Raw genomic sequence first — 23,736 nt, 5'->3', positions numbered from 1 at the left:
GGCTCCGAGCTGGGTTTTAGCACTCAGCCACGGATCGGCCCGAATGCCAAATCAAAGATGCGTTAGCCGTTGATCATTTCGGATTGGCGGACAATGACCTCAGCCTGCTTGATCGACGCGATATCGACCAACCGGCCCTTGTAGACAGTCGCCCCTTCGCCTTTGGCCTTGGCGTCCTCCATCGCGGCGAGAATTTCGCGCGCTTCGGTCACCGCTTCTTCGGAGGGTGTGAAAACCTCATTGGCGATGGCAACCTGCTTGGGGTGGATCGCCCATTTGCCGACCATGCCAAGGGTCGCGGACCGACGGGCCTGCGCGCGGAACCCTTCGTCGTCAGAGAAATCGCCAAAAGGACCATCCACAGGCAGCACGCCATGGGTCCGGCACGCGGCGACAATGGCGGCTTGCGCCCAGTGCCACGGGTCGGACCAGTGCTTTTGCCCCTCGCGGATCATGTAGTAGTTTTCCTGCGTGCCGCCGATGCCCGTGGTCTGCATGCCCATGGAGGCGGCAAAATCCGCGGCTCCCAGGCTCATCGCTTGCAGGCGGGGGGAACTGGCCGCGATCTCCTCCACATGGGCGATGCCAGCCGCAGATTCGATGATCACTTCGAAGCTGATCTTCTTGCTGCGTCCCTTGGCCGCTTCAATGGCCGTGACCAGGGCGTCCACCGCATAGATATCCCCGGCACATCCCACTTTGGGGATCATGATCTGATCCAGACGGTCGCCTGCCTGTTCGAGCAGGTCCACAACGTCACGGTACCAATAGGGCGTGTCGAGCCCGTTGATCCGAACCGAGAGCGTCTTGGTGCCCCAATCCACATCGCTGATGGCCGTGATGATGTTAGCGCGCGCGCTGTCCTTGTCGGAAGGCGCCACGCTGTCTTCCAGATCCAGGTTGATTACATCTGCCGCGGAGGCCGCCATCTTTTCGAAGATGGCCGGACGGGAACCCGGTCCAAACAGCTGGCAGCGATTTGGGCGTGCGGGAGCGGGGGGCTGAATGCGGAAACTCATGCGGACCTCGGAGAAATAATATTTCGATTGTGTCGTCCTGGGTGGTATTAAATTGCGCCGTATGCTGCAAGCGCATTTTGCACATGCAGCATGAGAATCGGCCAAGTAGTTCAGGTGTGACGCTTAATTCTTCGTCATTATCGATAGATAATCGAAGAAGGTTGCGCAAAATATATTGACCAAGGCTTTTTTGAGATGCCTTTGCGGGGCAAAGAGGGGAAATTGCACCAAATCTGACGGAGGCTTAACCATGATCCAGACACCTTACCTTTTGTTTCTCGGCGACGCGCCGGACCAACTTGCCGCCAAGGTGGCGCAGGGTATCAAAGACTGGCGCTCGGAAAATGCGGTAGGCCAGTTCCGTCTGCCGGGGTGCGGCGCGGACATGGGCCTGACCGATATGACGCTTGAAGAGGGGCTGAATGCGGGTGCCAAGACGCTGGTGATTGGCGTGGCCAACCGGGGCGGGATTATTTCTGAAGAATGGCAGGTGGTTTTGGTCAAGGCGCTGCAGATGGGCTATGACATCGCGGCAGGGCTGCATAATCTGCTGCGCAACGAGGACGCGCTGCAGGCGGCTGCGAAGGTCAATGGTGGCACACTACACGATGTGCGGGTGCCCAGCGTCGCCTATCCGATTGCAAATGGTCAGAAACGGACCGGCAAGCGCGCGTTGGCGATTGGCACCGATTGTTCCTGTGGCAAGATGTATACGGCGATGTCGATGGACGCCGAAATGATCAAACGCGGGTTAAAGTCCGATTTCCGGGCGACCGGTCAGACCGGCATCCTCATTACCGGCAAGGGTGTGCCGCTGGACGCGGTGATCGCCGATTTCATGGCTGGTGCGGTAGAATACCTGACGCCCGACAACGATGAAGATCACTGGGATCACATTGAAGGGCAGGGCAGCCTCTTTCACGTGTCCTACTCCGGCGTGACCATGGCGTTGATCCACGGCGGTCAGCCTGATGCGCTGATCCTCTGCCATGAGCCGACCCGGACGCATATGCGGGGCCTGCCGCACTATACGCTGCCGTCATTGGAGACGTTGCGGGACACTGCCCTTCCGATCGCCCGTGTTGCCAATGCCAATTGCCAGATCGCAGGCGTGTCGGTGAACACCAAGGCGCTGGATGAAGACGCGGCGAAGGCTTGTTTGCAAGAGATCGAGGACCGGATGAACCTGCCCGCGACGGATCCGTTCCGATTCGGGGCGGGCAAGCTGGTGGATTCGCTGCTGGCAATCTGATAGCGGGCTGGATTGTGATCTTGAATGTTATAGGTCGAAGAAGGAGCGGGCATGCGTATTGAGGTCAGCCGGGATGTGTTTCGGCTCGCTCAGGTTTTCACCATTAGTCGTGGGTCGCGCACCGAAGCGAATGTGCTGACGGTGACGTTGACGGATGGGGCACACCGTGGTTGGGGCGAATGCGTGCCCTACGCGCGCTATGATGAAACGCTCGACAGTGTCACGGTGCAGATAGAGGCGCTGCCCGCGGATATCACACGTGCTGCTCTTTATGATCTTTTGCCTGCTGGGGCTGCGCGCAACGCCGTCGACTGCGCGCTGTGGGATCTGGAGGCCAAACGCGCCGGAAAACGGGTGTGGGAGCTGGCCGGGCTGCCTGCGCCGGGGCCGGAGATCACTGCCTATACGCTGTCGCTGGACACGCCGGAAAAGATGCGCGAACAGGCGGCTGAGCATGCGCATCGTCCGCTCTTGAAAATCAAGCTCGGCACGCCCGATGACATGCCACGTCTTGAGGCTGTGCGTGCAGGTGCGCCCGATGCCCGGATCATCGTCGATGCCAATGAGGGCTGGAGTGCTGCGGTCTATTCGGACCTCGCGCCGCATCTTGTGCGTCTGGGCGTGCAACTGGTGGAGCAACCCTTGCCTGCGGGCGAGGATGACGCGCTGATCGGGCTTGACCGCCCCGTCCCGGTCTGTGCCGACGAAAGTTGCCATGATCGTGCCAGCCTGCCCAACCTCAAAGGCAAATACGATGTGATCAATATCAAGCTCGACAAGGCCGGTGGCTTGACCGAAGCGCTTGCCTTGCGTAGCGAAGGCCTTGCCTTGGGGTATGACGTGATGGTCGGATGTATGGTGGGCTCCAGCCTTGCCATGGCACCGGCGACACTTCTGGCCCAGGGCGCGCTGATCACTGATCTGGATGGCCCGTTGTTGCTGGCCGAAGATCGCGATAGCGCTCTGATATTTGATGAAAAGGGCGTTCACCCGCCTCAAGCTGGATTGTGGGGATAGCAACATGCGCACCGTGTATCTGAATGGCGACTATTTGCCTGAAAACGAAGCATCTGTTTCCATCTTTGATCGCGGTTTCCTGATGGCGGACGGCGTCTACGAAGTCACATCCGTTTTGGATGGCAAGCTGATTGATTTCGATGGCCATGCGGTGCGGCTGCAACGTTCGCTTGACGCGCTGGAGATGCAGAACCCGATCAGCAAGGAAGACCTGCTGGAAGTGCACCGCGAGCTGGTGCGCGTGAATGAAATTGAAGAAGGTATGATCTATTTGCAGATCACCCGTGGTGCGCCGAATGACCGCGATTTCGTCTTCCCCGACCCGGACACCACAAAGCCGACCATCGTTTTGTTCACACAGAACAAACCCGGTCTTGCCGATAACCCCGCAGCGCAAAAAGGCATGAAAGTCATCAGTATTGATGACATCCGCTGGGGCCGGCGTGACATCAAGACCGTCCAGTTGCTCTATCCGTCCATGGGCAAGATGATGGCGAAAAAAGCGGGCGCGGATGACGCCTGGATGATCGAAGACGGGTTCGTCACAGAGGGCACCTCCAACAACGCCTATATCGTCAAAGGCAACAAGATCATCACCCGCGCGCTGAGCAATGACATCCTGCACGGGATCACGCGGGCGGCGGTACTGCGGTTTGCACGCGAAGCGCAGATGGAAGTGGAAGAGCGCAATTTTACCATCGATGAGGCGAAAGACGCCGACGAAGCCTTCATCACTTCAGCCAGCACCTTCGTGATGCCGGTGGTGCAGATCGACGACGCGGTGCTAGGCGATGGCGTGCCTGGAGGCGTGGCACCCCGTTTGCGCGAAATTTATCTGGACGAAAGCCGCAAAGCCGCGATCTGAGAGGTGCGGGATGCCGCTTGAAGCAGACAGGCTGGCGGCAGCCGTCGGGACCGAAATTGGCTGCTCCCAGTGGATCGATATCGGTCAGGAGCGGATCAACCACTTTGCGAATGTGACCGAAGACTGGCAGGCCATCCATCTCGACGAAAAAGCCGGGAAACAGGCGGGGTTTGATGGCCCCGTCGCCCATGGCTTCCTGACGCTCTCGTTGTTGTCGACCATGGCCTATGACGCTTTGCCCGAGATTGAAGGCCAGAAAACGTCCATCAACTACGGCTTTGACAAACTGCGATTTATCTCGCCTGTGCATGCCGGTGATGCCGTGCGGGCGCGTTTTCTTCTGGACGCTGTAGAGGCCCGTGACGCGCATGTGCTGATGCTGTGCCTGGCCGTGACCGTCGAGATAAAGGAACGGCCGAAACCCGCGCTCTCAGCGCTCTGGCGTATCATCTACACGTTCTGACGCTAGGGCTTCAACCCGATGCGCAATTTGCCAAGTGTCCTGACCAAATCGGTTAGTTGATCTTCGCTCAGGCCCGTATCTTTGATCATGCAGGCCGTCACGGCGGGCGCTTCCGTTCTGAGTTTGTTGCCACTGGTGGTCAGAGAGACAATCACTCTGCGTTCGTCCTTGGGATCGCGGGTGCGCGAGACATGGCCAAGCCTCTCCAACCTCTTCAGCAAAGGGGTCAGCGTACTGGTGTCCATATCCAGAAAACCAGCAATTTCGCCAACGCTTCGCGCATCCTGATCCCAAAGATAAATCAGCGTGATGTATTGCGGGTAGGTCAGACCCAGGCGCCCAAGGTGCTTTTGATAAGCGCGGTTGATCACATGCCACGCCGTATAGACTGCGTGACAGAACATGTCGTCAGGGTTCTCAGGCGCAGAAATTTCGGCCATCTCGCAGTCTCGCAATTAAGTTGTACACGATATAACTGCTTGACATATAGTTCCAAGAAAAATTATATCGCGCACCATATAAATGTGACGCGATATAAAAAGGAATTGTGATGTCCTGGCTCCCCAGTCTTGCCACAGAAACACCCGAAGAAGGGTTCGAGCTGGCGATTAAATTGTCCAGAATGGCCGTCAAGAAAACCCAGCCCGACGATGCGGCCCGCAATCGCATGCGCCCTGATTACGCAAATAGCGCAGACAGCCTCACCATGGCATCACATGTGGTCGCAACCAACTTTCAGACCGTTGCTCAGGCCAACAACTACTGGCGATAGCGCCGGTTTCACTCTTTTCCGACGTTCTCTTCAAAGGCGGTTTTGAAAGCTTCCCGCTGATCGCTGGTGGCCTCAGTTTGATAGTTGGCTTTCCACTCGGCCATCGTCATCCCGTAAAAAAGTTCCCGTGCGTCGTCTTTGCCGATCTCGATCCCTTTTTCTGCGGCCGCTTCGGCGTACCAGCGGCTGAGACAATTCCGGCAAAAACCTGCAAGGTTCATCATGTCGATGTTCTGCACATCCGTCCGGTCTTCCATCAAGTGCTTTTGCAAACGTCGAAAAGTGGCGGCCTGCAATTCAATTTCGGTCTGTGTCGGCATCAAGGCATCCTTTGTTCTCTGACACCCAGATTGGGGCGGCTGGTGTCGCTGTCAAGCGCTGCCTGAGTGCTTGCAGGGGGCGGTGGCGTCATGTCATCTATAATTTAATGAGCAGTGCAAAGCTTGAGCAGTTGCTCTGCGCGTCATCATGCGACATAAGGCGCGCAAGCCGTTAGCGATAACAAGCCTGGAAGGACGACAGCAGAGATGAGACGCACGCGCAACGTCAAAATCGTGGCCACGCTGGGGCCCGCCTCTGAGACATATGAGATGATCCATGCTCTGCATATGGCCGGGGCGGATGTGTTTCGCCTCAACATGAGCCACGGCAGCCATGAAGAGATTCGAGAAAAGCACCGCATTATTCGCCAGATCGAAGAAGACACCGGCGGCAGTATTTGCATTCTGGCGGACTTGCAGGGGCCCAAATTGCGTGTGGGTGTCTTTGCCAGTGATGATGGCGAGATGCTTGAAGAAGGTGCTTCATTTCGCATGGATCTCGACGATGCGCCGGGAGATGCCAAACGGGTAAACCTGCCGCACCCAGAGATTTTCGCTGCTTTGGAACCTGGCGCCACACTCTTGGTGAATGACGGCAAAATTCGTCTCAAGGTCGATGATTGCAGCCCGTCCCACGCCAATTGCACGGTGATTGCCGGTGGTGTGATCTCCAACCGCAAAGGCGTGAACGTACCGGATGTTGTGTTGCCATTGGCTGCCCTGTCCGACAAAGACCGCAGCGATCTGGAGTTTGTCTGCGAGTTGGGCGTTGACTGGCTCGCACTAAGCTTCGTGCAGCGCGCCGAAGATGTGCTGGAAGCTTCGGATCTGGCAAATGGTCGGGCGGCGATTCTCTCCAAGATCGAAAAGCCCGCGGCGGTACAGAATTTTAGCGACATTCTGAAAGTCAGCGATGGCATCATGGTGGCGCGCGGCGATCTGGGTGTCGAATTGCCTGTGCAAAATGTGCCGCCGATCCAGAAACGGCTGGTGCGCCAATGCCGGCGCGCGGCAAAACCGGTGATCGTGGCCACGCAGATGATGGAAAGCATGATCGAAAGTCCAATGCCGACCCGGGCCGAGGTGTCGGATGTGGCAACCGCGATCTACGAGGGTGCGGATGCTGTGATGCTATCTGCTGAATCTGCGGCAGGCGCATATCCGGTTGAGGCTGTGACCACCATGAACAATGTGGCCACTGAGGTGGAGCTTGATCCGACCTATACTCAGATCATCGAAGCTTCCCGTGAAAGCAAGGGGGCGACAATCGCCGATGGCATCGTTTCCGCAGCGCGCGAGATCGCGGAAACCACCGACATCAAGGCGATCTGTTGTTTCAGTCAAAGCGGCACCACGGCATTGCTGGTGGCACGCGAACGCCCCCGCGTGCCGATCCTGGCGATGACGCCACTTGTACGCACGGCGCGGCGCCTGACGCTCAGCTGGGGGACAAACTGCGTGATCACGGACAAGCTGGATCGGTTCAAACTGGCGGTTGTGGCTTCTGCCCGGGCCGCATTGCGTCAGGGATACGCAGAAGAGAATGATCAGATTGTCGTGACAGCCGGTGTGCCGTTCAATGTGCCTGGCAGCACGAACATCCTGCGCGTTGCCCCTTGCGACGAGCGTTTGATTTTCAACACTGATCCGGAATAGTCTCCCTCCGACAGTTCTTTGGGGAAAATTCCATGGACGCGGATACAGCTTTGGTGCTGGGGATTATCATCGGCGCTTTTTCGATCATTTCGATCTTTTCGGCGCTGGTGGATCGTCGCGCGCCCCGTGCTTCTGCATTGACGGTCCTGTTGGCAACGGGGCTGATTGTCTATGCGGCGATGACGACCCCGGTGGCCTATACGGCTGCCTCACTGCCCAAAGTGTTTGTGCAGGTATTTGTGAAGTATCTGCCTTAACGCATTGGCCACGGATTCTGCCCTTGCCATATAATGTGCAACCGCTTATAGCGCAGCTTCTTACCGCGCGACCGGCCAATGTGGCATGCCGAGTCGCGCCTGAAACCGATCTGAAAGACAGGAGACGGAAATGCCCAAGATGAAGACCAAATCGAGCGCAAAGAAGCGCTTCAAGGTGACCGCGACCGGAAAGGTCATCGGCGGTCAGGCCGGCAAGCGCCACGGCATGATCAAGCGCACACGCAAGTTCATCCGTAACGCCCGTGGAACAACAGAGCTGTCTGCGCCAGACGCCAAAATCGTCAAGGGCTTTATGCCCTACGACCGCTAAAGGGAAGGAGAACTGATATGAGCCGAGTTAAAGGTGGTACAGTCGCCCACGCCCGTCACAAGAAGGTCATCAAGGCCGCAAAAGGCTACTACGGTCGCCGCAAGAGCACCTTCAAGGTCGCGCGCCAGGCGGTCGACAAAGCCAACCAATACGCCACGCGTGACCGCAAGAACCGCAAGCGCAATTTCCGCGCGCTGTGGATTCAACGGATCAACGCCGCTGTGCGCAGCCATGACGAAGCGCTGACATACAGCCGTTTCATCAACGGTCTGAACCTCGCAGGCATTGAAGTGGACCGCAAAGTGCTGGCCGATCTGGCCGTTCACGAACCCGATGCTTTCGGCGCGATCGTGAAGCAGGCCCAGGACGCGCTGGCCGCGTAAGGCACAGATATTTTTAAAATCCAAAGCCGCTCCCGTAAAATGGGGCGGCTTTTTCGTTTGCGGAGGGTCAGCATCCTGAGCCCTGCGACAAGAATGCAATCTCGTCTCTGGGGCCTGATGGTGTCGTGCAGCATGATGTGATCAGGTTAATCGTCGGTCAGTATCAGGCTTTTCCCGAGATGCGCGATTTGGCCACCTGCACATTAGAGCGCTCTTGAGCATGCGCCGTTTAGTGCTACAACCTCGATACTCAACAATGCGAAATCCGAATGGCTGAAGCAGGCAGGAAAATCCAAAACGGCGAGGAGGAGGTCGATCTGAGGGATCGGATCGTCAGTGCTGTGATCATCGGCGTCATCCGATGCCTGACACTCCTGCCTTATAGGCTCCGAGTGCCCGCTGGTGGTTGGGTGATCTCGCGTCTGGTGGCTCCTGTCATCGGCTACCGCGGACGTATTCGCGACAATATGCAGATGATCTTTCCGGATATGCCGGAAAAACAAATAGATGAGATGACGCGCGCCGTACCCAATCAGATCGGCCGCACCCTGTGTGAGCTGTTTTCGCCAAAGAATCTGGTGGAAACCGCAAGGAATACGCCCATTCGTGGCGATGGCATCGACGCCGTTGATGCCGCACGCGATGCCGGGCGTCCGATCATTATCGTATCCGGTCATATTGGTAATTACGATGTTGCGCGTTCCAAGCTTATTCAGCGTGGCCATAAAGTCGGCGGGCTTTACCGAAGCATGAACTACAAGGGTTTCAATGACTTCTACGTCTCGCGCATCAGTCAGGTGGGGACACCGCTTTTCCTGCGCGGACGCCGTGGCATGGGCGAGATGGTCAAGTTTCTCAAAGCCGGCAATGCCATCGCCTTGTTGATCGATCAACATATGTCGGCGGGAGCCCCGCTCAAATTTTTTGGCCGCACTGCCTATACCGCGCTCTCGGCGGCTGAACTTGCCTTGCGATATGATGCTCTGTTGGTGCCATGTTACGGGATCCGGCAACCTGATGGGCTGAGCTTTGAGATGATCGTTGAAAAGCCGATCCCTCACACAACGCCCGAGGAGATGACCCAGGCCCTGAACGACAGTCTCGAAGCCCAGGTGCGCGCGAATTTGAGCCAATGGCTCTGGGTGCACCGGCGCTGGAAAACCCAGTAGCTTCTCGCGCTCCTGCCCCCGGGAGGCTTGCGCATGGGCGTGACTGAGGGGATAACCAGAGACAGCAAACAGAGATTTCGGGGAGAGATCATCATGAGGAAACTAATGACGCTCGTCGCCATGGGCACGGCAATGGCAGCAGGATCGGTTTATGCGCAAAGCTGTTCCGATGGTAAAACACTGACCGAGGGAAAGCTGACGATCGCGACGGGGAACCCGGCCTATTACCCCTGGGTCATCGACGACGCGCCGGAGAGCGGGCAGGGATTTGAAGCCGCAGTTGCCTATGCGCTGGCGGATGCGATGGGGTTTGCCAAGGAGGATGTGGTGTGGACACGCACGTCGTTCGACCAGGCAATTCAGCCCGGTGCAAAGGACTTCGATGTTAACATGCAGCAGTTCTCGATCACACCGGAGCGCGATAAGGTCGTCGATTTTTCGCAACCCTATTACACCGCGCCCATGGCTGTGCTGGTGCGTGGCGGGGATGATCTGAATGCTGATCTCGCCGCCATGAAAGAGATGAAATGGGGTGTGGTTGCGTCCACAACGGCATTGCCTGTGGTGATGGAAGCCATCGCCCCTTCGTCCAGCCCGCTGGTTTATGATGACAATGCAAATGTCGTGGAGGCGATGAAGGCCGGACAGGTGGATGCCGCTTTGTTCGATTTGCCCACAGCGCTCTATCTCTCCGCGGTGGTTCTGGACGGCGGGCAGGTCTTGGGGCAATTCGCACCGGACGCAACGTCTGACCCTGATCATTTCGGTATGCTGATGACCGAAGGCAATCCACTCAAGGCATGCGTGGACGCGGCCCTTGCCGATCTGACCGAAAATGGCACCCTGGCCGCGATTGAGGCGGAATGGTTGCAGGAAGCCACCGGTGTGCCGCTGATCAAGTAATCCCCAGGTGAACCGACGACAGGCATATGAAGCAGCCCAGCGGCGGCGGTCATTGACCGTGGCCGGGGTCAGCACAGTGATCGTTCTGGCAGCGATCATCCTGTTGGTGCCACTGGCACCGGGATGGCCTCAGGTGAAGGCCAGCTTCTTTGATGGTGGTGTCTTTGCTCAGACATTTCCAACTTTGCTCAAGGCCTTTCTGATCGACGTGATGATCTTTGCGTGGTCAGTGCCCCTGATCCTGATGTTGGGGCTGGCAGTTGCGCTGGCGCGTGGCGCGATGGCGCCTGCGCTTTTTCCCCTGCGGATTTTTGGCGCAATCTATGTCGATGTCTTTCGCGGCGTGCCTGTTGTGCTGACGATCTACCTGATTGGTTTCGGGGTGCCTGGCCTTGGACTGCCGCGCCCCTGGAATTCACCCTACATCTGGGGGACGGTCGCGCTGGTGCTGACCTATTCGGCCTATATCGCCGAAGTTCTGCGTTCCGGGATCGAAAGCATCCATGCCAGCCAGCGCAACGCTGCGATTTGTCTGGGGCTTTCTGAGCGGGATGCCATGCGCTACGTGATCCTGCCACAGGCGATCCGCCGGGTTGTGCCGGCAAACATGAACATGCTGGTGGCCTTGCAGAAGGACGTCGCACTCCTCTCTTTTATCGGCCCGGTGGAGATCCTGCGGCAGGCGGGCATCTACAAAAGCCTGTTGGCAAATTTTACACCCTACGTCGTCGCCGCTGTGATTTTTCTGATCGTTACCGTTCCGGCCACCCGCTACGCCGACCACCTGCTGAACAGGGATCGAAATGCCCGAAGCTAAACTGTCCCTGCGTGGTGTCGTCAAATCCTTTGGTGAAAATGCAGTTCTGCGGGGCATTGATCTGGAGGTCTCAGAAGGAGAGATGATCTGCCTGATCGGTGCGTCCGGTTCCGGCAAATCAACTTTGCTGCGTTGCATAAACCAACTGGAGCCTATTGATGACGGTTCAGTCTGGCTTGAGGGTCGGGATATATCGGAGCCCGGATTGGATTTAGGCCCGGTGCGGCGGCGTATTGGGATCGTGTTCCAGTCCTACAATCTCTTTCCGCATATGTCGGCGCTTGAAAACGTGCTGTTGGCCCCGCGCCGGGTCTTGCAAGAAGAAGGTCGCGCATTGACGGCGCGTGCCGAGGCGCTTTTCCAGAGGTTTGGTCTGGATCTGCATATGCACAAATACCCCGATCAACTGTCGGGGGGGCAACAGCAGCGCGTGGCGGTCATCCGGGCGCTGGCGATGCGCCCCGAAATCATGCTTTTTGATGAAATTACCGCAGCACTCGATCCGGAATTGGTTGGCGAGGTGCTGAACGTGTTACGTCAGCTGCGCACCGAAGGAATGACCATGCTTTTGGCAACCCACGAGATGGGTTTCGCACGTGAGTTGGCGGACCGGGTGTGTTTCATGGATGGTGGTGTGATCGTCGAAGAAGGCGCGCCGGAACAGATATTCTCAGCGCCGCAGGTGGTTCGGACCCAGGAATTCCTGAGGTCCGTTTTGCGGTGATCTTCTCAGCTAAGCTCCTGTAACAGTTCTGCGAATTCGGTCGCCAGGCGATGCTGGCTTGATCGCTCAGCGACCAGAGCAGAGACGGAACGTTTGGCCGCCAAATCCACGATTGGTCGAAAAACGAGATCGCCATGAAGGTCCTGCACAACCGACCGTGGGAGGATCGTGACCCATTTGCAGGTCTTGATCATGCCGATCAGCGAAAATGTGTTGTGGGCCTGAATTCGGGTTTCTGACAGAGCCTGCCGCACGGTTTCGTGCTCGATGTTGTGACACAGATTGTTGCCGATGAAGTCTGCCGTAATCACATCCTCCAGCCTGATCGACCCCGCGCAATTGGCAAGTGCATGATCGGGGGCGCAGGTCAGTCCGAAACGATCCTCGAACAATACCCGGCCTTGAATGCCGTTGAGGGCGGGTGTCCCGGATGCAATGCCAATATCTGCCTGTCCGCGAACAAGCGCGTCAATCACCATGGCCGTGTCCGTATCGCGCATGTCGACTTTGAGCCCGCTGTGCCGCGTGATGAGCGCGTCGACGGCCAGAGGCACCAGACGACCGGCGGCAGAGGGGATGGATGCGATCCGGAGCAATCCTTTGGGGGAACTGGCGGAGGTCTCGATCTCCCGCACCGTTGCATCAAAATTGGTGACTTGCTGCTGCGCCAGGGCGAAAACCTGTTGCCCGAGCGGGCTTAGCTGATTCTTGCGCTCGCCTTCGAACAGGCTCTGACCAAGGTGATCCTCAAGCTGTTTCAGCGTCATTGATACCGCAGATTGAGTGCGCCCCATGCGGCTTGCCGCCTCTGCCAGATTACCCGCCTGGGCGACGTGACTGAAACAACGCAACATTTCGATTTTGATTGGCAACTTCAAAATTCCTGAAATTAGATTAAGGAATTTGAGTTTGACTGATATTGCTCATTGTGTCCACTCTTCTCCAAATATCGACTTGGGAGAAACGCGTCGTGGCCGAAAGCAAATTGAATTTCATCGCGGGACAATGGATCGCAGGCGAAGGTGAAATCGAAAACCGGAACCCTTCCGATGTGTCCGATGTTATTGGCAATTTTGCTCAGGCAAGCGCTGGACAATTGGATGCGGCTCTGGAAAAGGCCCGCGACGCGCAGCGTATCTGGGCGGGTTACGGTCTCGAACGACGTCAGGCGGTCTTGCAGGCCATCGGTACGGAGCTGATTTCCCGGTCAGAGGAACTTGGCACGCTGCTCAGCCGCGAAGAGGGCAAGCCGCTGGCCGAAGGCAAGGGCGAGATTTACCGTGCCGGTCAGTTTTTCACCTATTATGCCGCCGAATGTCTGCGTCAGCTTGGTGAAAATGCCGACAGCGTCCGGGACGGCATCGAAATCGACGTGCGGCGCGAACCCGTAGGCGTGGTTGCGATCATTTCGCCATGGAATTTCCCGACCGCAACAGCCTCCTGGAAAATCGCGCCAGCGCTCTGCTACGGCAATGCGGTGGTCTGGAAACCGGCGAATATAACGCCCGCCTCCGCCGTAGCGCTGACCGAGATCATTGCCCGGCAGGATATTCCGGAAGGTCTGTTCTCTCTGGTCATGGGGTCCGGGCGTTCGGTCGGACAGCGGTTGGTCGAAAGCCCGGGAGTGAATGCGATCTCTTTCACCGGGTCCGTGCCCGTGGGGCGGGGTATCGCTACGGCAGCGGTCGGAAACTTTACCAAGGTACAGCTGGAAATGGGGTCCAAGAACGCGCTGGCGGTGATGGATGATGCTGATATCGACCTTGCCGTGACGGTTGCCCTTGGCGGCGCGTTCGGCGGAACCGGGCAAAAATGCACGGCCTCTTCGCGGCTGGTGGTCCATGAGGCCATTCACGATGCATTCGTCGAAAAGCTTGTCGCGGGTGCGCAGGCGATGACGGTGGGCCATGCGCTGGAAGCCGGAACGCAGATCGGCCCTGTTGTCAGCGAAGCGCAATTGCTTGAAAATCTTGGCTATGTTGATCTGGGCAAATCTGAAGGGGCAGAGCTTGCCTGTGGCGGTGAGCGCTTGTCGCTTTCTCATGACGGGTATTACATGTCACCCGGTGTGTTTTTGAACACGACAAACGATATGCGGATCAACCGCGAAGAGATGTTTGCGCCGCTGACCTCGGTTATGCGGGTGGGCAGCTATGATGAAGCATTATCCGTCGTGAATGATACCAGCTTCGGGCTGACCTCCGGGATCGTGACCCGGAGCCTCGCGCGCGCGGCCCATTTCCGCCGGAATGCGCGCACCGGGGTTGTGACTGTCAACCTGCCAACGGCCGGGACCGATTATCATGTGCCCTTTGGCGGGCGCGGCGAAAGCTCCTATGGACCGCGCGAACAGGGCAGGGCAGCCGCCGAGTTCTATACAACCGTCAAGACCGCCTACATCAGCGCGGGGGCGCCGGAATAATGCGTATTGATGGGCTGCAATACGCCAATTGGTCGGAGAAGATTTTTCGGCAGATGCGCGACGGGGATGTCGACGCGGTTCATGTGACCATCGCCTATCATGAGACATTTCGCGAAACGGTGCTCAATTTTGAACGCTGGAACCGCTGGTTCGAGGTGCATTCCGACCTGATCCTCAAGGGAACCACCGCGGCCGATATTGATCTGGCCCGCGAAACCGGGCGCACGGCTATTTTTTTTGGTTTCCAGAACCCAAGCCCGATCGAAGACGATATCGGATTGGTTGAGATCGTGCACAGCCTCGGCGCGCGGTTCATGCAGCTGACCTATAACAACCAGTCCCTGCTGGCCACGGGATGTTATGAGGCCGAGGACACCGGGATCACCCGCATGGGCCGTCAGGTGATCCGCGAGATGAACCGCGTAGGCCTGGTGGTGGACATGAGCCATTCTGCAGATCGCTCGACCATTGAAGCTGCTGAGGTGTCTGAGCGTCCCATCGCAATCACCCATGCCAACCCCTATGATTGGTCGCCCGCCCTGCGCAACAAGAAAGACGATGTGATCCGCGCGGTCACCGAAGGCGGCGGGATGCTGGGATTTTCTCTTTATCCGCACCACCTGAAAGACAAATCCGACTGCTCATTGCAAAGCTTTTGCGAAATGATCGCCCGCGCAGCCGAGCGATATGGCGTCCAACACCTGGGGATTGGCTCGGATCTCTGCCAGGATCAACCTGATAGTATCGTTGAATGGATGCGCACGGGCCGCTGGACCAAAGAGATCGACTATGGCGAAGGATCTGCCACTGCCCCGGGGTTTCCCGAAATGCCCGGTTGGTTTCGCGACAACCGCGATTTTGGTAACATCGAAGCCGGGTTGCGGGAAGTTGGTATGAATGACGATGAGGTTGGCGGTATCATGGGGGGTAACTGGTATCGCTTCTTTTCGGACAACTTCGGAAAGGTCCCTGGATGAAGACGAACGCGGCTGATACCCGGCGGCGTTCCCCGAACACCGTCATGCGCCTCAAACGGCTTGGGTCGCTGCATCAATGCAGGCTCAGCTTCATGCGGGTTCTGATGCGTTGTATGGCCCGCGAAAGCTGGCAATTCACCCGCCCCCTGTTTGACATCGACGACAATGGCGTGGGCCGGGCAGTTTACACTGCGACTGGCCCGGAACGTTCCTATTCGCTCATTGCTTTTGCGCATGACCTTCAGGCAGATCAAAGATCCGACAGGGTTATCGCCGAAGCCTGGGATGCAACGTTCACCCTCTTTGACGGCATCCCCACCGCAGAGGATATTGACCGCCTTTCGCAAAACGTCCCTCTTCAGGAAGCGGGGCGGATACAGGAAACCGAGTTGTCGCTGTCGCGGGCAAACCGGTCTGTCCGGCTGTGGGAGCATGTCGTGGCAGCCTTGGCGTCGGGACGTCAGCCAGACGTCAGCAAGATCGATGCGGTCGGGTATCTGATGCGGACGACCGCGGTCTACGGGTCCGGGAAATTCGGCGCTGCTGATCGCGAAAAAATCGCCGACCGCCCAGAGCTTTCGGTGCCCTTCCAGGCAGAAATGCTGTCGGTTTATCTGACCCGCGTTTTCGTGCGTGATCTGGTGCAACATATGGCCCGAGTGAAGGGCGGCCCCGAAGCGGTGGTGTTGCACCCGGAGATTGCCCAGCGTCTGGGGATCGGGAATTCCACCGGGTTGGGAATGGCACCCTATATCGTCAATCACCCGGTTCTTTTCAACAACTGGATCATGGCCCGCGAAGAGGCAATTGCACGGGTCTGTGCGCTGGATACGGCGAGCGCGGAGGAGGCCACCACATTCCGGACAATCCTTCAACGCAGCGAAGGCTCAATCGCGGTGTGGCATTCGGATCATCCCGCGCAAATCGGGAAACTCGCAGCGCTTAGACAGGATATCGCGGCGCTCAACGAATATCTTGCCGGAGATGATTTGCGCAGCCATGCGCCCTGGGCGCGGCTATGCGCCTGGGCGGCGGAAAATCTGAGTGAAGAGGGGCAGGAACTGGTCGCCTCGCTGATCCTGGAACCTTATCCCGATCTGGTGGACGGTCTGGCCCATTGTATGTCGGACAGTAACGCCGACGCGTTTCGGATCGATGGGTCGATGCCAGTCGCGGAGGTGAAGAAGCTCATCGCAAGTGCGTTTGACTGGGCGCTGGAAAAAGACTGGACCGCGCCGGAAAACTGCGCGCGCGCCTGGTACGTTTCCGAAGAAAAACTGGAGCCAAGACTGGGCGAGCGGTTTGACGAACCAATTGAGGAATATGAACAGCCTCTGGCACCCGCGCGTGACGCCGCTGCGGCTTCGGCTGCACTGGAGGGCTGGGCGTCTGAGAGTCCCATCGCCGATTTTCTGCTGCGCCATCCAGAACACCGGCATACGGTGCGCCGGGCCCAGATGAGCCGTGTCGCACCTTATGGTGAAATCCGTGACAATACGATCAGTGACAAGGTTCTGCCGATTGACATGCTGCGCGCCAAGCTTTCGTTTTTCGGGGCGACGCATTTTGATCCCCGATCAGATCGGTGGGTCCGCATTTGCATGTATGCCGGTGCGCCTTATCCCGAAGCGCTGACCACTGAAAACTGCGACCTCTGGGTTTATCCGGAGCTTGTATCGTGAACCTCTCGCTTAACGAGGTTGAGGCGACTGCGCGAAAGGCTGCGCGAGGTGCGGGCTATCCCTGGGGCCTCGCGGAAGAAGCGGGCAAGGCGACGCGCTGGCTTTGCGCGCAAGGTCTTGAGGGATGTGCTGTTCTCGCCCGTCTGCTGGCCCGCGTTGATGGGGCAACGATCTCTGACTTGTCGCCGAAAGTTGATGAGCTGATATGGCAGGCTCCGGGACCACACCTGTGTCCGTTGGTGACAGGGGCCGCGCTCTCGGACCGAGTGAGCCAGTTCGACCACGGGGCTTTCAGAACAGGTCCGATTGCCGAGCCGTGCCTGTTGTTTCCGTTTGTTTCTTATCTTGCCCGGAAAGTGGAACGCGTCGTCGAGATCGAGTGGCGGGGGGGCGGCGCTATTTTTGACGCAGGCCAGATGGGGCTGACCGGCGCGACCAGCGATTTTGCGGATCAGGTCGCGATCCGCTTTGGCGGAACTTTGAGGTCGCCTCAGGCGCGCTGCACCAGAGCTGATCCGGGGAGTTCCGCGTGGGACACACTTTTGGCATTCGCTCACCGAACCTATGCACCGGCGACCGAAGAGAGCCGCCTAAAAGGCGCAGGCGCAGAGATGGGCGGTTCCGAATGAGCGGGCCGAGCCAGAAACCATGAGGTAAGTACAAGGCCCGCCGGGCCTTGCATAAAAATTGCGCATGAATGGCTGAGACAAAGCCAAGCCGCGCGTGCTTCAAATTTTAGGGAGGAAGCAAATGTCCGTCAAACCACCATTCACGGATCTGGAGATCAACAGATCAACGCAGGGCTTTTACGAGGGGCACAGCCTCGAAATCGCTCTGCTCAGCAAGGCGATCATGATCGGCCTGGTCATTTGGGCGTTGGTGTCACCCGCCAATGCCAATGGCGTTCTCGGTAGCCTGAATTGGCAAATCCTCGAAGGCTTCAACAGTTTCTATATCATCATCGTAGGTTTTTTTGCGTTCTTCCTTTTTGTGGTCGCCGCCTTGCCGCAGACCGGAAAACGGGTGATGGGACGCCCGGGTGCTGGCAAGGAATTCTCGAATTTCTCATGGTTCTCGATGATGTTCGGCGCCGGTCTGGGTGTCGGGCTGATGGTGTTTGCGACAGCCGAACCGCTGGGTTTGTGGGGCTCCAATCCCATAGTTGTGGCCGGGGACGTCGCGCCCAACAGCCAGGAAGCGCTGCAATCAGCCTATCGCTACACGTTTGCCCATTACGGTTTCCATGCTTGGGCGATCTATGTGGTGACGGGCCTCTCCTTGGCCTATTACGCCTATACCCGCGACATGCCCTTGACGATCCGAACCGCGCTGACGCCGCTCTTTGGTGGCCTGATGAACGGGATTCTGGGTCATATCGTGGATGTGCTGGGCGTGGTCGCGACGATCCTTGGTGTATCGGTTACAATCGGATTTGGAATCTCACAATTCATCGACGGCATGTATGCCATTACGGGCATGGAATGGATGATGAATATGACGGGTGACGCGCCGACCCCGGGGACTGTTGGTTTGATTGCGGGGCTGATCGTGATCATGAGCCTGTCAATCATCTCGGCGGTTTCAGGTGTGGGGCGCGGGGTCAAATATCTGTCGAACCTGAACCTGGTGCTGTCCCTGATACTGCTCTTCACCTTTGTCCTTTTTGGTTCTTTCCTCTTCGCGATGACAACCTATGCCACGGCGCTGGTCGACTATATCCTGAACTTTGTATCGCTTAGTTTCGGTGCCTATGGCCCCCAATCGCCCGACCAGTTTACCGCGGCACTTTCTGCCGAGGCAGCGCCCTTTGCGGATGCGCTGCGCGCGGGGGCCACAAATGCCTGGGGGTCGTTTGACGGGTTCCGGTCCGGCCTGGAAGGGGAAGCTGCCAATCTCTCAGAAGATGCGCTCAAAGCGGCCTACGCGGCGGGTGAGCCAGGTCGCCAGTTTGGCTGGCAGGCAGGTTGGACAACTTTCTATTGGGCCTGGTGGATTGCGTTTTCGCCATTCGTTGGCCTTTTCCTCGCGCGCATTTCGCGGGGTCGCACGGTGCGCGAGTTCATCATCGGATGTGTCGTGGCACCGGCACTGGTCTGCTTTGCCTGGATGACGATTCTGGGCGGTACAGCGATTGATCTTGAACTGACAGGTGGTGCAGAGGGCGCAATCATCGGCGCCTCCAACACCGCAAAGCTCTTTGTCACGCTGGGCGAAATGATCTCAGGCGGGTTTCTGTCCGCCATCACGATCATGTGCGTCGTTCTGATCATGACCTTTCTTGTGACCTCGGCAGACTCGGGGATCCTGGTGATGAACACCATCATGTCAGGGGGGGACCAGGAAGTCGGCAACAAGCACAAGATCGTCTGGGGCGTTATCCTGACGGCGGTGATCGGGACCCTGCTGGTGGCCGGCAAATCTGGTGGCGCGGACCCGATGGAGGCGTTGCGCAATGCCATGATCATCGGGGCACTGCCCTTCACCATGGTGATGGGGCTGATGTGCATTGCGCTTGCAAAGGCTATGTATCGCGATGGTCTGAGGTCAAAGTCAGGTGACTTGGCCACAGAGCCAGCAGAATGAAAGATTGCGTCGGGCTGGATTGCCTGCCCGGCGCTTCCCACTAGTTGGTCGACCACCAGCAATTGTCTTGGCTTGGTCAGTCGCCCAAAGGCTGCGGGCCAGTTCGCCCATGATAGGCGGTCAGGGACGCCCTGATCCTCCGCAGGTTTTCAAGTGTTTCCGCTGACATCTCCTGAGCGACCGACATGGCAAGCGCATCAATCAGCGTAAGATGCGCATAGCGCGAGGCAGTTGGTTTGTAGATGTCGCTGTCTTCGGGAATATCGACGGCGATCTGGATGTTGGTCACTGCCGCCAACCGCGTATCTGGTTTGGTGATACAGATTGTTGTGGCACCATACCCCCGGGCGATTTCGGCGGCACCTACGATTGCATCTGCCTCCCCGCTCGCGGATATGAGAAACAGAACATCATCGCGGGTAAGGGTCGCTGCTCTCATTTGCAAAAGATAGCTGTCACTGGTGGCGAAGGACGGAAAGCCAAGGCGAAAAAATCGATTTGCCGCGTCATGAGCAACCATCGAAGAGCCGCCGCCAATCCCGGCGAACAACAGGTGCCTTGTGATCAGCAGCGCATTTTTCGCAGCGTTGAGCGCCTGGGTGTCAACCTGCTGGCGCATGGCATTTGTCGTCGCCAACAGGGCACCCAGAACTTGATTTAAGGCGGCGCTACTGCCCAAGGCTGACTGTTCTGCGCCTGCGGACAAATACTGCATGCTAACCGCCAGGTTCTGGACCAGCCGGAGCTTGAACTCCCGGAAGCCGTCACACCCAAGCGAGCGGCAGAATCGGACAACGGTCGGCTTGCTGACACCACAGCGTTCGGCCAAGTCACCAATTGTGATGGCGCTGATGTCTTCAAGGTTCTGCTTCACATAGTCAGCGACCTTTTGTTCCTGAGCCGCGAGGCTGCCGTCATGCAGGTGCAGCGCCGAGATGACATCCACAACACCCTTGCGGCCTTTTTTGGGTGGCAGATCAGCGGGTTGGAGTTCGGGCGTGTCGTCGGACAATTTTTTGGCCTCATGGATGTGATCTGTGTAATTGAGTTACATATTGGGCGGGCCATACACAATGGAATGCGCCGTTTTAATCCGCTACGTACCCTCTTATGTAACTGGATAACATATATTGGTTGATTTTGTGGAATTTTGACCCCACTATGTAACTTAGTTACAGATTCTGCAAAAAGGGGGGCGGGAAATGCGCAGCTGGGCGGTCACAGCCAGTGCAAAGCTCAACACAGTGGTCGAGGCTATCGCCGCTGGCTTGATGCTGGCGCTTGTGCTCGATGTCTGGCTTGGCGTTGTCGACCGCTACTATTTTCACTGGCAATTACCCTGGCCAGAGGCTTTGGCAAGGTATCTGATGATCTGGGCGGCGATGCTTGCGGTATCTTCAGGCGTGGCGCGCCGAAATCACATCGGCCTCACGTCCTTCATAATGGTTTTGCCATATCGTCTCAGACGTGCCGCTCTGATCTGTATGGACGTCCTGACACTTGCACTGTTTTTATACGTGGCATGGTTCGGGGTCGGTTTCGCTTTTGGCGGTGCCACGCGTCATGCGATGATTTTCGGCGCCAGCCTCGCCCCCTTTTATGCCGCTATTCCCGTCGCTGCCGCTTTGTCCTCGATCCAGCTTGTACTGGTGCTTTTGCGGGACCTCGGCACGCATATCGATGATCCGCCTTTCGAAGTGCCGCAGGAGGAAGCAACATGATCGTTGCCCTTACTTTTGTGCTGCTCATCGTGCTGGGGATGCCGATCGGTTTTGCAATCGGGTTTGCTGGCGTTGTCGGCCTGATCGACATGGGTGGCACCCAATTTCTGGCCATTGGGCCAAGTAAGATCTTCAATGGGCTCAATATTTTCCCGTTTCTGGCAATGCCGTTTTTCATTCTTGCCGGCGAGATCATGAACGATATCGGTATTACCAGCCGGTTGGTCAAACTGGCGCAGGTTCTGGTCGGGCGATTTCGCGGCGGTCTGGCGCATACCAACATGCTGGCATCGGTTTTCTTTGCGGGTCTGACGGGATCAGCGACAGCCGATGCTGCGGCTTTCGGACGGACGTTGGTCCCCGCGATGGTCAAGGAAGGGTACAGTCGCGACTATGCCTGCGCGGTTACGGCTGCAGGCTCGATCATTGGCCCAACCATTCCGCCGTCAGGTCTGATGGTGGTTTACGGCTCGCTCATGGGTGTGTCGATTGCGGGCTTGTTTGCGGCGGGTGTTCTGCCCGGGTTGGTGATTTGCCTGGTTTGCATGGCCGTCATTGCAATTGGGGGTAAACGCGAGAACCTGCCCAAAGCCCTGCGCGGGGCGACACTCGGCGAGATCTGGCAGACATTCCTGTCTTCGCTCACAGCCCTCGCCATGCCGGTCATCATCCTCGGTGGCATTCTGGGAGGCATTGTTACCCCAACCGAAGCGGCATCCATCGCGGTGGCATACGCGCTGGTCATCGGGGCTTTCATATACCGCACGCTCACTTTCAAGAGTTTCTACGGCATGCTGGTTCGCACGGCGCGCATCACAGGTGTGATCTTTGTCATCATCGCGTTTGCAAGCATCCTGGGCTGGTGGATGAGTTTCGAACGCATCCCGCAGCTGATCGCGGAAACCGTCCTGGGATTGTCCGACAATCGCTACGTCGTGATCGCGATCATCGTGGGGCTGCTGCTCGTTGTCGGCATGGTCATGGACATCACTGCGATTTTGATCATCCTCGCGCCTGTTTTGGTGCCGTTGACCGAGCAGGTGGGGCTTGAGCCCATTCATGCGGGGATCATTTTTGTGCTGGCGCTCAACATCTCGCTGATGACACCCCCGGTAGGGGCCTGCCTCTTCGTGCTGTCATCGGTGACCGGCGAGACGCTCGAGCGAATCTCGCTAAAACTGATGCCCTTCCTCGTGGCGGAAATAGCGATCCTCTTTGCCTTTGCCTTCTGGGATGACGCAGCCCTCTGGCTGCCCAGATTGCTTGGATTTGCCCAATAACCTCATATCAGAAACTCAACAGGAGAGAAAAAGATGAAACATATACTGACCGGGACCTTTCTAGCTGCCTCGCTCGTTGCCGGAAGTGCGCTGGCCGAGGGCGGCGTCATCAAGTTTGGCCATGACAACAAAACAGACCCTTTTGAAAACCCCGCCCATGCTTGCACGGCCGTTTTCTCAAATCTGGTGACTTCGGGGACAAATGGCAGCGTCACTGTCGAAGTGTTCGGGTCGAACCAATTGGGGTCTGCAGCGGAACATGTCCAACAGGTGCGCGATGGGTTGATCCAGGCAACGCTGACATCAACAGGTGCCTTGGCAAGCTACTACCCGCGCATTGATGTGCTGAACCTGCCCTTTGCGTTCACCGGAAATGCCGCCACATATCCGGTTTTTGATGGTGCCTTCGGCAAGGCGCTGGCGGCCGACATCGAGGCGGAACTCGGGGACGTTGTGGTCTTGGGGTTCCCGGACACCGGTGGGTTCTTTGCCGTCACCAACTCGCAACGTCCAATTGCCAAGCTCGAAGATTTTGACGGTATCCGCATCCGGACCATGACGCTGCCGTCTCATCAGAAAATCGTACAGGCACTTGGTGCCGAGGCTTATCCGCTTTCGTGGGGCGAGGTCTATTCCGGCCTTCAGACCGGCGTGATCGATGGGCAGATGAACCCGGTTCCGATTATTTCCTTCGCGAATTTTGCGGAAGTTCAGCAGTACCTGACCCTCACCAACCATCTGTTTTCGCCCTATACCTTCATGATCAACCGAGCCTTTTTCGAAGGTCTTTCCGAAAGCGAGCAGGCAACAATTCGGACAGCGGCAGAAAACTGTGTCACCGCCAGCCGGGGTTTGTCGCGGATCATCGAGGCCTCTGATCGCGGTCTTGCAGGTTTGATGGACAATATTGAAGTCACAGCGTTGACTGATGAGCAGCGTGAAAAAATGGCCTCAGTGACCCAACCCGCCTTCAAATCTCATGTGGCGGAAAATCTGGATGCAACCGCCGGCGCACTGCTGGGGCAATTCGAACAGGCGGTGGCCGAAGCAAACGCATCGACTTATCTCGACTAGAACGTGTGGGCATCAGGCGGGTCTTGCCCGCCTGATCGCTGGTTTTTGA

General features: G+C 57.5%; 26 protein-coding genes. 21 read left to right on the top strand and 5 right to left on the bottom strand.

Annotation, left to right across the window (positions count from 1 at the left end; translation table 11 throughout):
- Positions 1 to 62: 62 nt before the first annotated feature.
- Entirely contained in the window at positions 63 to 1,019 is a 957-nt protein-coding gene (locus tag ACOTTU_RS14155; protein WP_425658923.1) for an L-malyl-CoA/beta-methylmalyl-CoA lyase, read from the bottom strand.
- Between the two features lie 250 nt (positions 1,020 to 1,269).
- Here ACOTTU_RS14155 and dgcN point away from each other — a divergent pair, with 250 nt between their 5' ends.
- Genes dgcN through ACOTTU_RS14135 form a run of 4 tightly spaced genes read left to right on the top strand, consistent with a single transcriptional unit; the run spans position 1,270 to position 4,616 of the window.
- Positions 1,270 to 2,271 (top strand): N-acetyltransferase DgcN, encoded by a 1,002-nt coding sequence (gene dgcN, locus ACOTTU_RS14150; RefSeq protein WP_425658921.1) that lies wholly within the window; start codon positions 1,270 to 1,272, stop codon positions 2,269 to 2,271.
- A 51-nt stretch (positions 2,272 to 2,322) separates the two neighbouring features.
- Entirely contained in the window at positions 2,323 to 3,288 is a 966-nt protein-coding gene (dgcA, locus tag ACOTTU_RS14145) for an N-acetyl-D-Glu racemase DgcA (protein WP_425658920.1), read from the top strand.
- A 4-nt stretch (positions 3,289 to 3,292) separates the two neighbouring features.
- On the top strand, positions 3,293 to 4,153 hold the full coding sequence (locus ACOTTU_RS14140) for a D-amino-acid transaminase (protein ID WP_425658919.1): 861 nt from the start codon (positions 3,293 to 3,295) through the stop codon (positions 4,151 to 4,153).
- A 10-nt stretch (positions 4,154 to 4,163) separates the two neighbouring features.
- Complete coding sequence (locus ACOTTU_RS14135) at positions 4,164 to 4,616, top strand: MaoC family dehydratase (protein ID WP_425658917.1); 453 nt, start codon at positions 4,164 to 4,166, stop codon at positions 4,614 to 4,616.
- Between the two features lie 2 nt (positions 4,617 to 4,618).
- On the opposite strand, the gene ACOTTU_RS14130 is transcribed toward ACOTTU_RS14135, so the two are convergent.
- Entirely contained in the window at positions 4,619 to 5,056 is a 438-nt protein-coding gene (locus ACOTTU_RS14130) for a MarR family winged helix-turn-helix transcriptional regulator (protein WP_425658915.1), read from the bottom strand.
- 110 nt (positions 5,057 to 5,166) lie between these two features.
- On the opposite strand from ACOTTU_RS14130, the gene ACOTTU_RS14125 reads away from it, so the two are divergent.
- A complete protein-coding gene (locus ACOTTU_RS14125; protein WP_298920214.1) occupies positions 5,167 to 5,388 on the top strand; it encodes a hexameric tyrosine-coordinated heme protein in 222 nt (73 codons plus the stop codon).
- 8 nt (positions 5,389 to 5,396) lie between these two features.
- Here ACOTTU_RS14125 and ACOTTU_RS14120 read toward each other — a convergent pair whose 3' ends face one another.
- Positions 5,397 to 5,708, bottom strand: coding sequence for a DUF1244 domain-containing protein (locus tag ACOTTU_RS14120; RefSeq protein WP_425658913.1), 312 nt, complete (start codon positions 5,706 to 5,708; stop codon positions 5,397 to 5,399).
- 207 nt (positions 5,709 to 5,915) lie between these two features.
- On the opposite strand from ACOTTU_RS14120, the gene pyk reads away from it, so the two are divergent.
- The 8 genes from pyk (at position 5,916) to ACOTTU_RS14080 (ending at position 11,948) form a co-directional block, all read left to right on the top strand.
- Positions 5,916 to 7,364, top strand: a complete 1,449-nt coding sequence (gene pyk, locus ACOTTU_RS14115; RefSeq protein WP_425658911.1) for a pyruvate kinase — start codon at positions 5,916 to 5,918, stop codon at positions 7,362 to 7,364.
- A gap of 32 nt (positions 7,365 to 7,396) precedes the next feature.
- Positions 7,397 to 7,621 (top strand): hypothetical protein, encoded by a 225-nt coding sequence (locus ACOTTU_RS14110; protein ID WP_298920218.1) that lies wholly within the window; start codon positions 7,397 to 7,399, stop codon positions 7,619 to 7,621.
- A 130-nt stretch (positions 7,622 to 7,751) separates the two neighbouring features.
- Positions 7,752 to 7,952, top strand: coding sequence for a 50S ribosomal protein L35 (gene rpmI, locus ACOTTU_RS14105; protein ID WP_298920221.1), 201 nt, complete (start codon positions 7,752 to 7,754; stop codon positions 7,950 to 7,952).
- Positions 7,953 to 7,969: 17 nt separating this feature from the next.
- The gene (gene rplT, locus ACOTTU_RS14100; protein WP_298920223.1) at positions 7,970 to 8,335 is read left to right on the top strand and encodes a 50S ribosomal protein L20; all 366 of its coding nucleotides are present in this window, start codon (positions 7,970 to 7,972) and stop codon (positions 8,333 to 8,335) included.
- A 269-nt stretch (positions 8,336 to 8,604) separates the two neighbouring features.
- Positions 8,605 to 9,504, top strand: a complete 900-nt coding sequence (locus ACOTTU_RS14095; RefSeq protein WP_298920224.1) for a lysophospholipid acyltransferase family protein — start codon at positions 8,605 to 8,607, stop codon at positions 9,502 to 9,504.
- A gap of 93 nt (positions 9,505 to 9,597) precedes the next feature.
- On the top strand, positions 9,598 to 10,407 hold the full coding sequence (locus tag ACOTTU_RS14090) for an ABC transporter substrate-binding protein (protein ID WP_425658907.1): 810 nt from the start codon (positions 9,598 to 9,600) through the stop codon (positions 10,405 to 10,407).
- 7 nt (positions 10,408 to 10,414) lie between these two features.
- The gene (locus tag ACOTTU_RS14085) at positions 10,415 to 11,224 is read left to right on the top strand and encodes an amino acid ABC transporter permease (RefSeq protein ID WP_298920228.1); all 810 of its coding nucleotides are present in this window, start codon (positions 10,415 to 10,417) and stop codon (positions 11,222 to 11,224) included.
- Positions 11,211 to 11,948: an amino acid ABC transporter ATP-binding protein gene (locus ACOTTU_RS14080; RefSeq protein WP_425658905.1), complete on the top strand. Its 738-nt coding sequence runs from the start codon at positions 11,211 to 11,213 to the stop codon at positions 11,946 to 11,948. Before ACOTTU_RS14085 ends, ACOTTU_RS14080 begins: the two co-directional genes overlap by 14 nt.
- Positions 11,949 to 11,953: 5 nt before the next feature.
- Here the strand turns inward: ACOTTU_RS14080 and ACOTTU_RS14075 are convergent, their stop codons facing one another.
- Positions 11,954 to 12,820, bottom strand: coding sequence for a LysR family transcriptional regulator (locus ACOTTU_RS14075; protein ID WP_425658903.1), 867 nt, complete (start codon positions 12,818 to 12,820; stop codon positions 11,954 to 11,956).
- A gap of 98 nt (positions 12,821 to 12,918) precedes the next feature.
- On the opposite strand from ACOTTU_RS14075, the gene ACOTTU_RS14070 reads away from it, so the two are divergent.
- The 5 genes from ACOTTU_RS14070 (at position 12,919) to ACOTTU_RS14050 (ending at position 19,612) form a co-directional block, all read left to right on the top strand.
- Positions 12,919 to 14,370 carry an aldehyde dehydrogenase family protein gene (locus ACOTTU_RS14070; RefSeq protein WP_425658901.1) on the top strand — a complete coding sequence of 484 codons (1,452 nt, stop codon included), beginning with the start codon at positions 12,919 to 12,921 and terminating at the stop codon, positions 14,368 to 14,370.
- Positions 14,370 to 15,347 (top strand): membrane dipeptidase, encoded by a 978-nt coding sequence (locus ACOTTU_RS14065; RefSeq protein WP_425658899.1) that lies wholly within the window; start codon positions 14,370 to 14,372, stop codon positions 15,345 to 15,347. Before ACOTTU_RS14070 ends, ACOTTU_RS14065 begins: the two co-directional genes overlap by 1 nt.
- Positions 15,344 to 17,029, top strand: a complete 1,686-nt coding sequence (locus ACOTTU_RS14060; protein WP_425658897.1) for a hypothetical protein — start codon at positions 15,344 to 15,346, stop codon at positions 17,027 to 17,029. The genes ACOTTU_RS14065 and ACOTTU_RS14060 overlap by 4 nt, the downstream gene beginning before the upstream one ends.
- Positions 17,026 to 17,658 carry a DUF3726 domain-containing protein gene (locus tag ACOTTU_RS14055; RefSeq protein WP_425658896.1) on the top strand — a complete coding sequence of 211 codons (633 nt, stop codon included), beginning with the start codon at positions 17,026 to 17,028 and terminating at the stop codon, positions 17,656 to 17,658. The genes ACOTTU_RS14060 and ACOTTU_RS14055 overlap by 4 nt, the downstream gene beginning before the upstream one ends.
- Positions 17,659 to 17,779: 121 nt before the next feature.
- A complete protein-coding gene (locus ACOTTU_RS14050; RefSeq protein WP_425658894.1) occupies positions 17,780 to 19,612 on the top strand; it encodes a BCCT family transporter in 1,833 nt (610 codons plus the stop codon).
- Positions 19,613 to 19,688: 76 nt separating this feature from the next.
- Here the strand turns inward: ACOTTU_RS14050 and ACOTTU_RS14045 are convergent, their stop codons facing one another.
- Positions 19,689 to 20,624: a MurR/RpiR family transcriptional regulator gene (locus ACOTTU_RS14045; protein WP_425658892.1), complete on the bottom strand. Its 936-nt coding sequence runs from the start codon at positions 20,622 to 20,624 to the stop codon at positions 19,689 to 19,691.
- Positions 20,625 to 20,814: 190 nt separating this feature from the next.
- Between ACOTTU_RS14045 and ACOTTU_RS14040 the strand changes: the two genes are divergently transcribed.
- Genes ACOTTU_RS14040 through ACOTTU_RS14030 form a run of 3 tightly spaced genes read left to right on the top strand, consistent with a single transcriptional unit; the run spans position 20,815 to position 23,687 of the window.
- Positions 20,815 to 21,333 (top strand): TRAP transporter small permease, encoded by a 519-nt coding sequence (locus tag ACOTTU_RS14040; protein ID WP_425658891.1) that lies wholly within the window; start codon positions 20,815 to 20,817, stop codon positions 21,331 to 21,333.
- Positions 21,330 to 22,613, top strand: coding sequence for a TRAP transporter large permease (locus ACOTTU_RS14035; protein WP_425658889.1), 1,284 nt, complete (start codon positions 21,330 to 21,332; stop codon positions 22,611 to 22,613). The genes ACOTTU_RS14040 and ACOTTU_RS14035 overlap by 4 nt, the downstream gene beginning before the upstream one ends.
- 33 nt (positions 22,614 to 22,646) lie before the next feature.
- Entirely contained in the window at positions 22,647 to 23,687 is a 1,041-nt protein-coding gene (locus ACOTTU_RS14030; protein ID WP_298920248.1) for a DctP family TRAP transporter solute-binding subunit, read from the top strand.
- The last annotated feature ends 49 nt before the right edge of the window (positions 23,688 to 23,736 follow it).

The sequence above is a fragment of the Roseobacter sp. EG26 genome (genome assembly GCF_049830555.1).
Taxonomy (GTDB): Bacteria; Pseudomonadota; Alphaproteobacteria; order Rhodobacterales; family Rhodobacteraceae; genus Roseobacter.
This window is presented reverse-complemented; position numbering and strand designations above follow the sequence as displayed.

What these genes read in the sequence shown, in the direction of transcription:
- ACOTTU_RS14155 (WP_425658923.1), bottom strand. Translation starts at nt 1,019, where the DNA reads ATGAGTTTCCGCATTCAGCCCCCCGCTCCCGCACGCCCAAATCGCTGC.
- dgcN (WP_425658921.1), top strand. Translation starts at nt 1,270, where the DNA reads ATGATCCAGACACCTTACCTTTTGTTTCTCGGCGACGCGCCGGACCAA.
- dgcA (WP_425658920.1), top strand. Translation starts at nt 2,323, where the DNA reads ATGCGTATTGAGGTCAGCCGGGATGTGTTTCGGCTCGCTCAGGTTTTC.
- ACOTTU_RS14140 (WP_425658919.1), top strand. Translation starts at nt 3,293, where the DNA reads ATGCGCACCGTGTATCTGAATGGCGACTATTTGCCTGAAAACGAAGCA.
- ACOTTU_RS14135 (WP_425658917.1), top strand. Translation starts at nt 4,164, where the DNA reads ATGCCGCTTGAAGCAGACAGGCTGGCGGCAGCCGTCGGGACCGAAATT.
- ACOTTU_RS14130 (WP_425658915.1), bottom strand. Translation starts at nt 5,056, where the DNA reads ATGGCCGAAATTTCTGCGCCTGAGAACCCTGACGACATGTTCTGTCAC.
- ACOTTU_RS14125 (WP_298920214.1), top strand. Translation starts at nt 5,167, where the DNA reads ATGTCCTGGCTCCCCAGTCTTGCCACAGAAACACCCGAAGAAGGGTTC.
- ACOTTU_RS14120 (WP_425658913.1), bottom strand. Translation starts at nt 5,708, where the DNA reads ATGCCGACACAGACCGAAATTGAATTGCAGGCCGCCACTTTTCGACGT.
- pyk (WP_425658911.1), top strand. Translation starts at nt 5,916, where the DNA reads ATGAGACGCACGCGCAACGTCAAAATCGTGGCCACGCTGGGGCCCGCC.
- ACOTTU_RS14110 (WP_298920218.1), top strand. Translation starts at nt 7,397, where the DNA reads ATGGACGCGGATACAGCTTTGGTGCTGGGGATTATCATCGGCGCTTTT.
- rpmI (WP_298920221.1), top strand. Translation starts at nt 7,752, where the DNA reads ATGCCCAAGATGAAGACCAAATCGAGCGCAAAGAAGCGCTTCAAGGTG.
- rplT (WP_298920223.1), top strand. Translation starts at nt 7,970, where the DNA reads ATGAGCCGAGTTAAAGGTGGTACAGTCGCCCACGCCCGTCACAAGAAG.
- ACOTTU_RS14095 (WP_298920224.1), top strand. Translation starts at nt 8,605, where the DNA reads ATGGCTGAAGCAGGCAGGAAAATCCAAAACGGCGAGGAGGAGGTCGAT.
- ACOTTU_RS14090 (WP_425658907.1), top strand. Translation starts at nt 9,598, where the DNA reads ATGAGGAAACTAATGACGCTCGTCGCCATGGGCACGGCAATGGCAGCA.
- ACOTTU_RS14080 (WP_425658905.1), top strand. Translation starts at nt 11,211, where the DNA reads ATGCCCGAAGCTAAACTGTCCCTGCGTGGTGTCGTCAAATCCTTTGGT.
- ACOTTU_RS14065 (WP_425658899.1), top strand. Translation starts at nt 14,370, where the DNA reads ATGCGTATTGATGGGCTGCAATACGCCAATTGGTCGGAGAAGATTTTT.
- ACOTTU_RS14060 (WP_425658897.1), top strand. Translation starts at nt 15,344, where the DNA reads ATGAAGACGAACGCGGCTGATACCCGGCGGCGTTCCCCGAACACCGTC.
- ACOTTU_RS14050 (WP_425658894.1), top strand. Translation starts at nt 17,780, where the DNA reads ATGTCCGTCAAACCACCATTCACGGATCTGGAGATCAACAGATCAACG.
- ACOTTU_RS14040 (WP_425658891.1), top strand. Translation starts at nt 20,815, where the DNA reads ATGCGCAGCTGGGCGGTCACAGCCAGTGCAAAGCTCAACACAGTGGTC.
- ACOTTU_RS14035 (WP_425658889.1), top strand. Translation starts at nt 21,330, where the DNA reads ATGATCGTTGCCCTTACTTTTGTGCTGCTCATCGTGCTGGGGATGCCG.
- ACOTTU_RS14030 (WP_298920248.1), top strand. Translation starts at nt 22,647, where the DNA reads ATGAAACATATACTGACCGGGACCTTTCTAGCTGCCTCGCTCGTTGCC.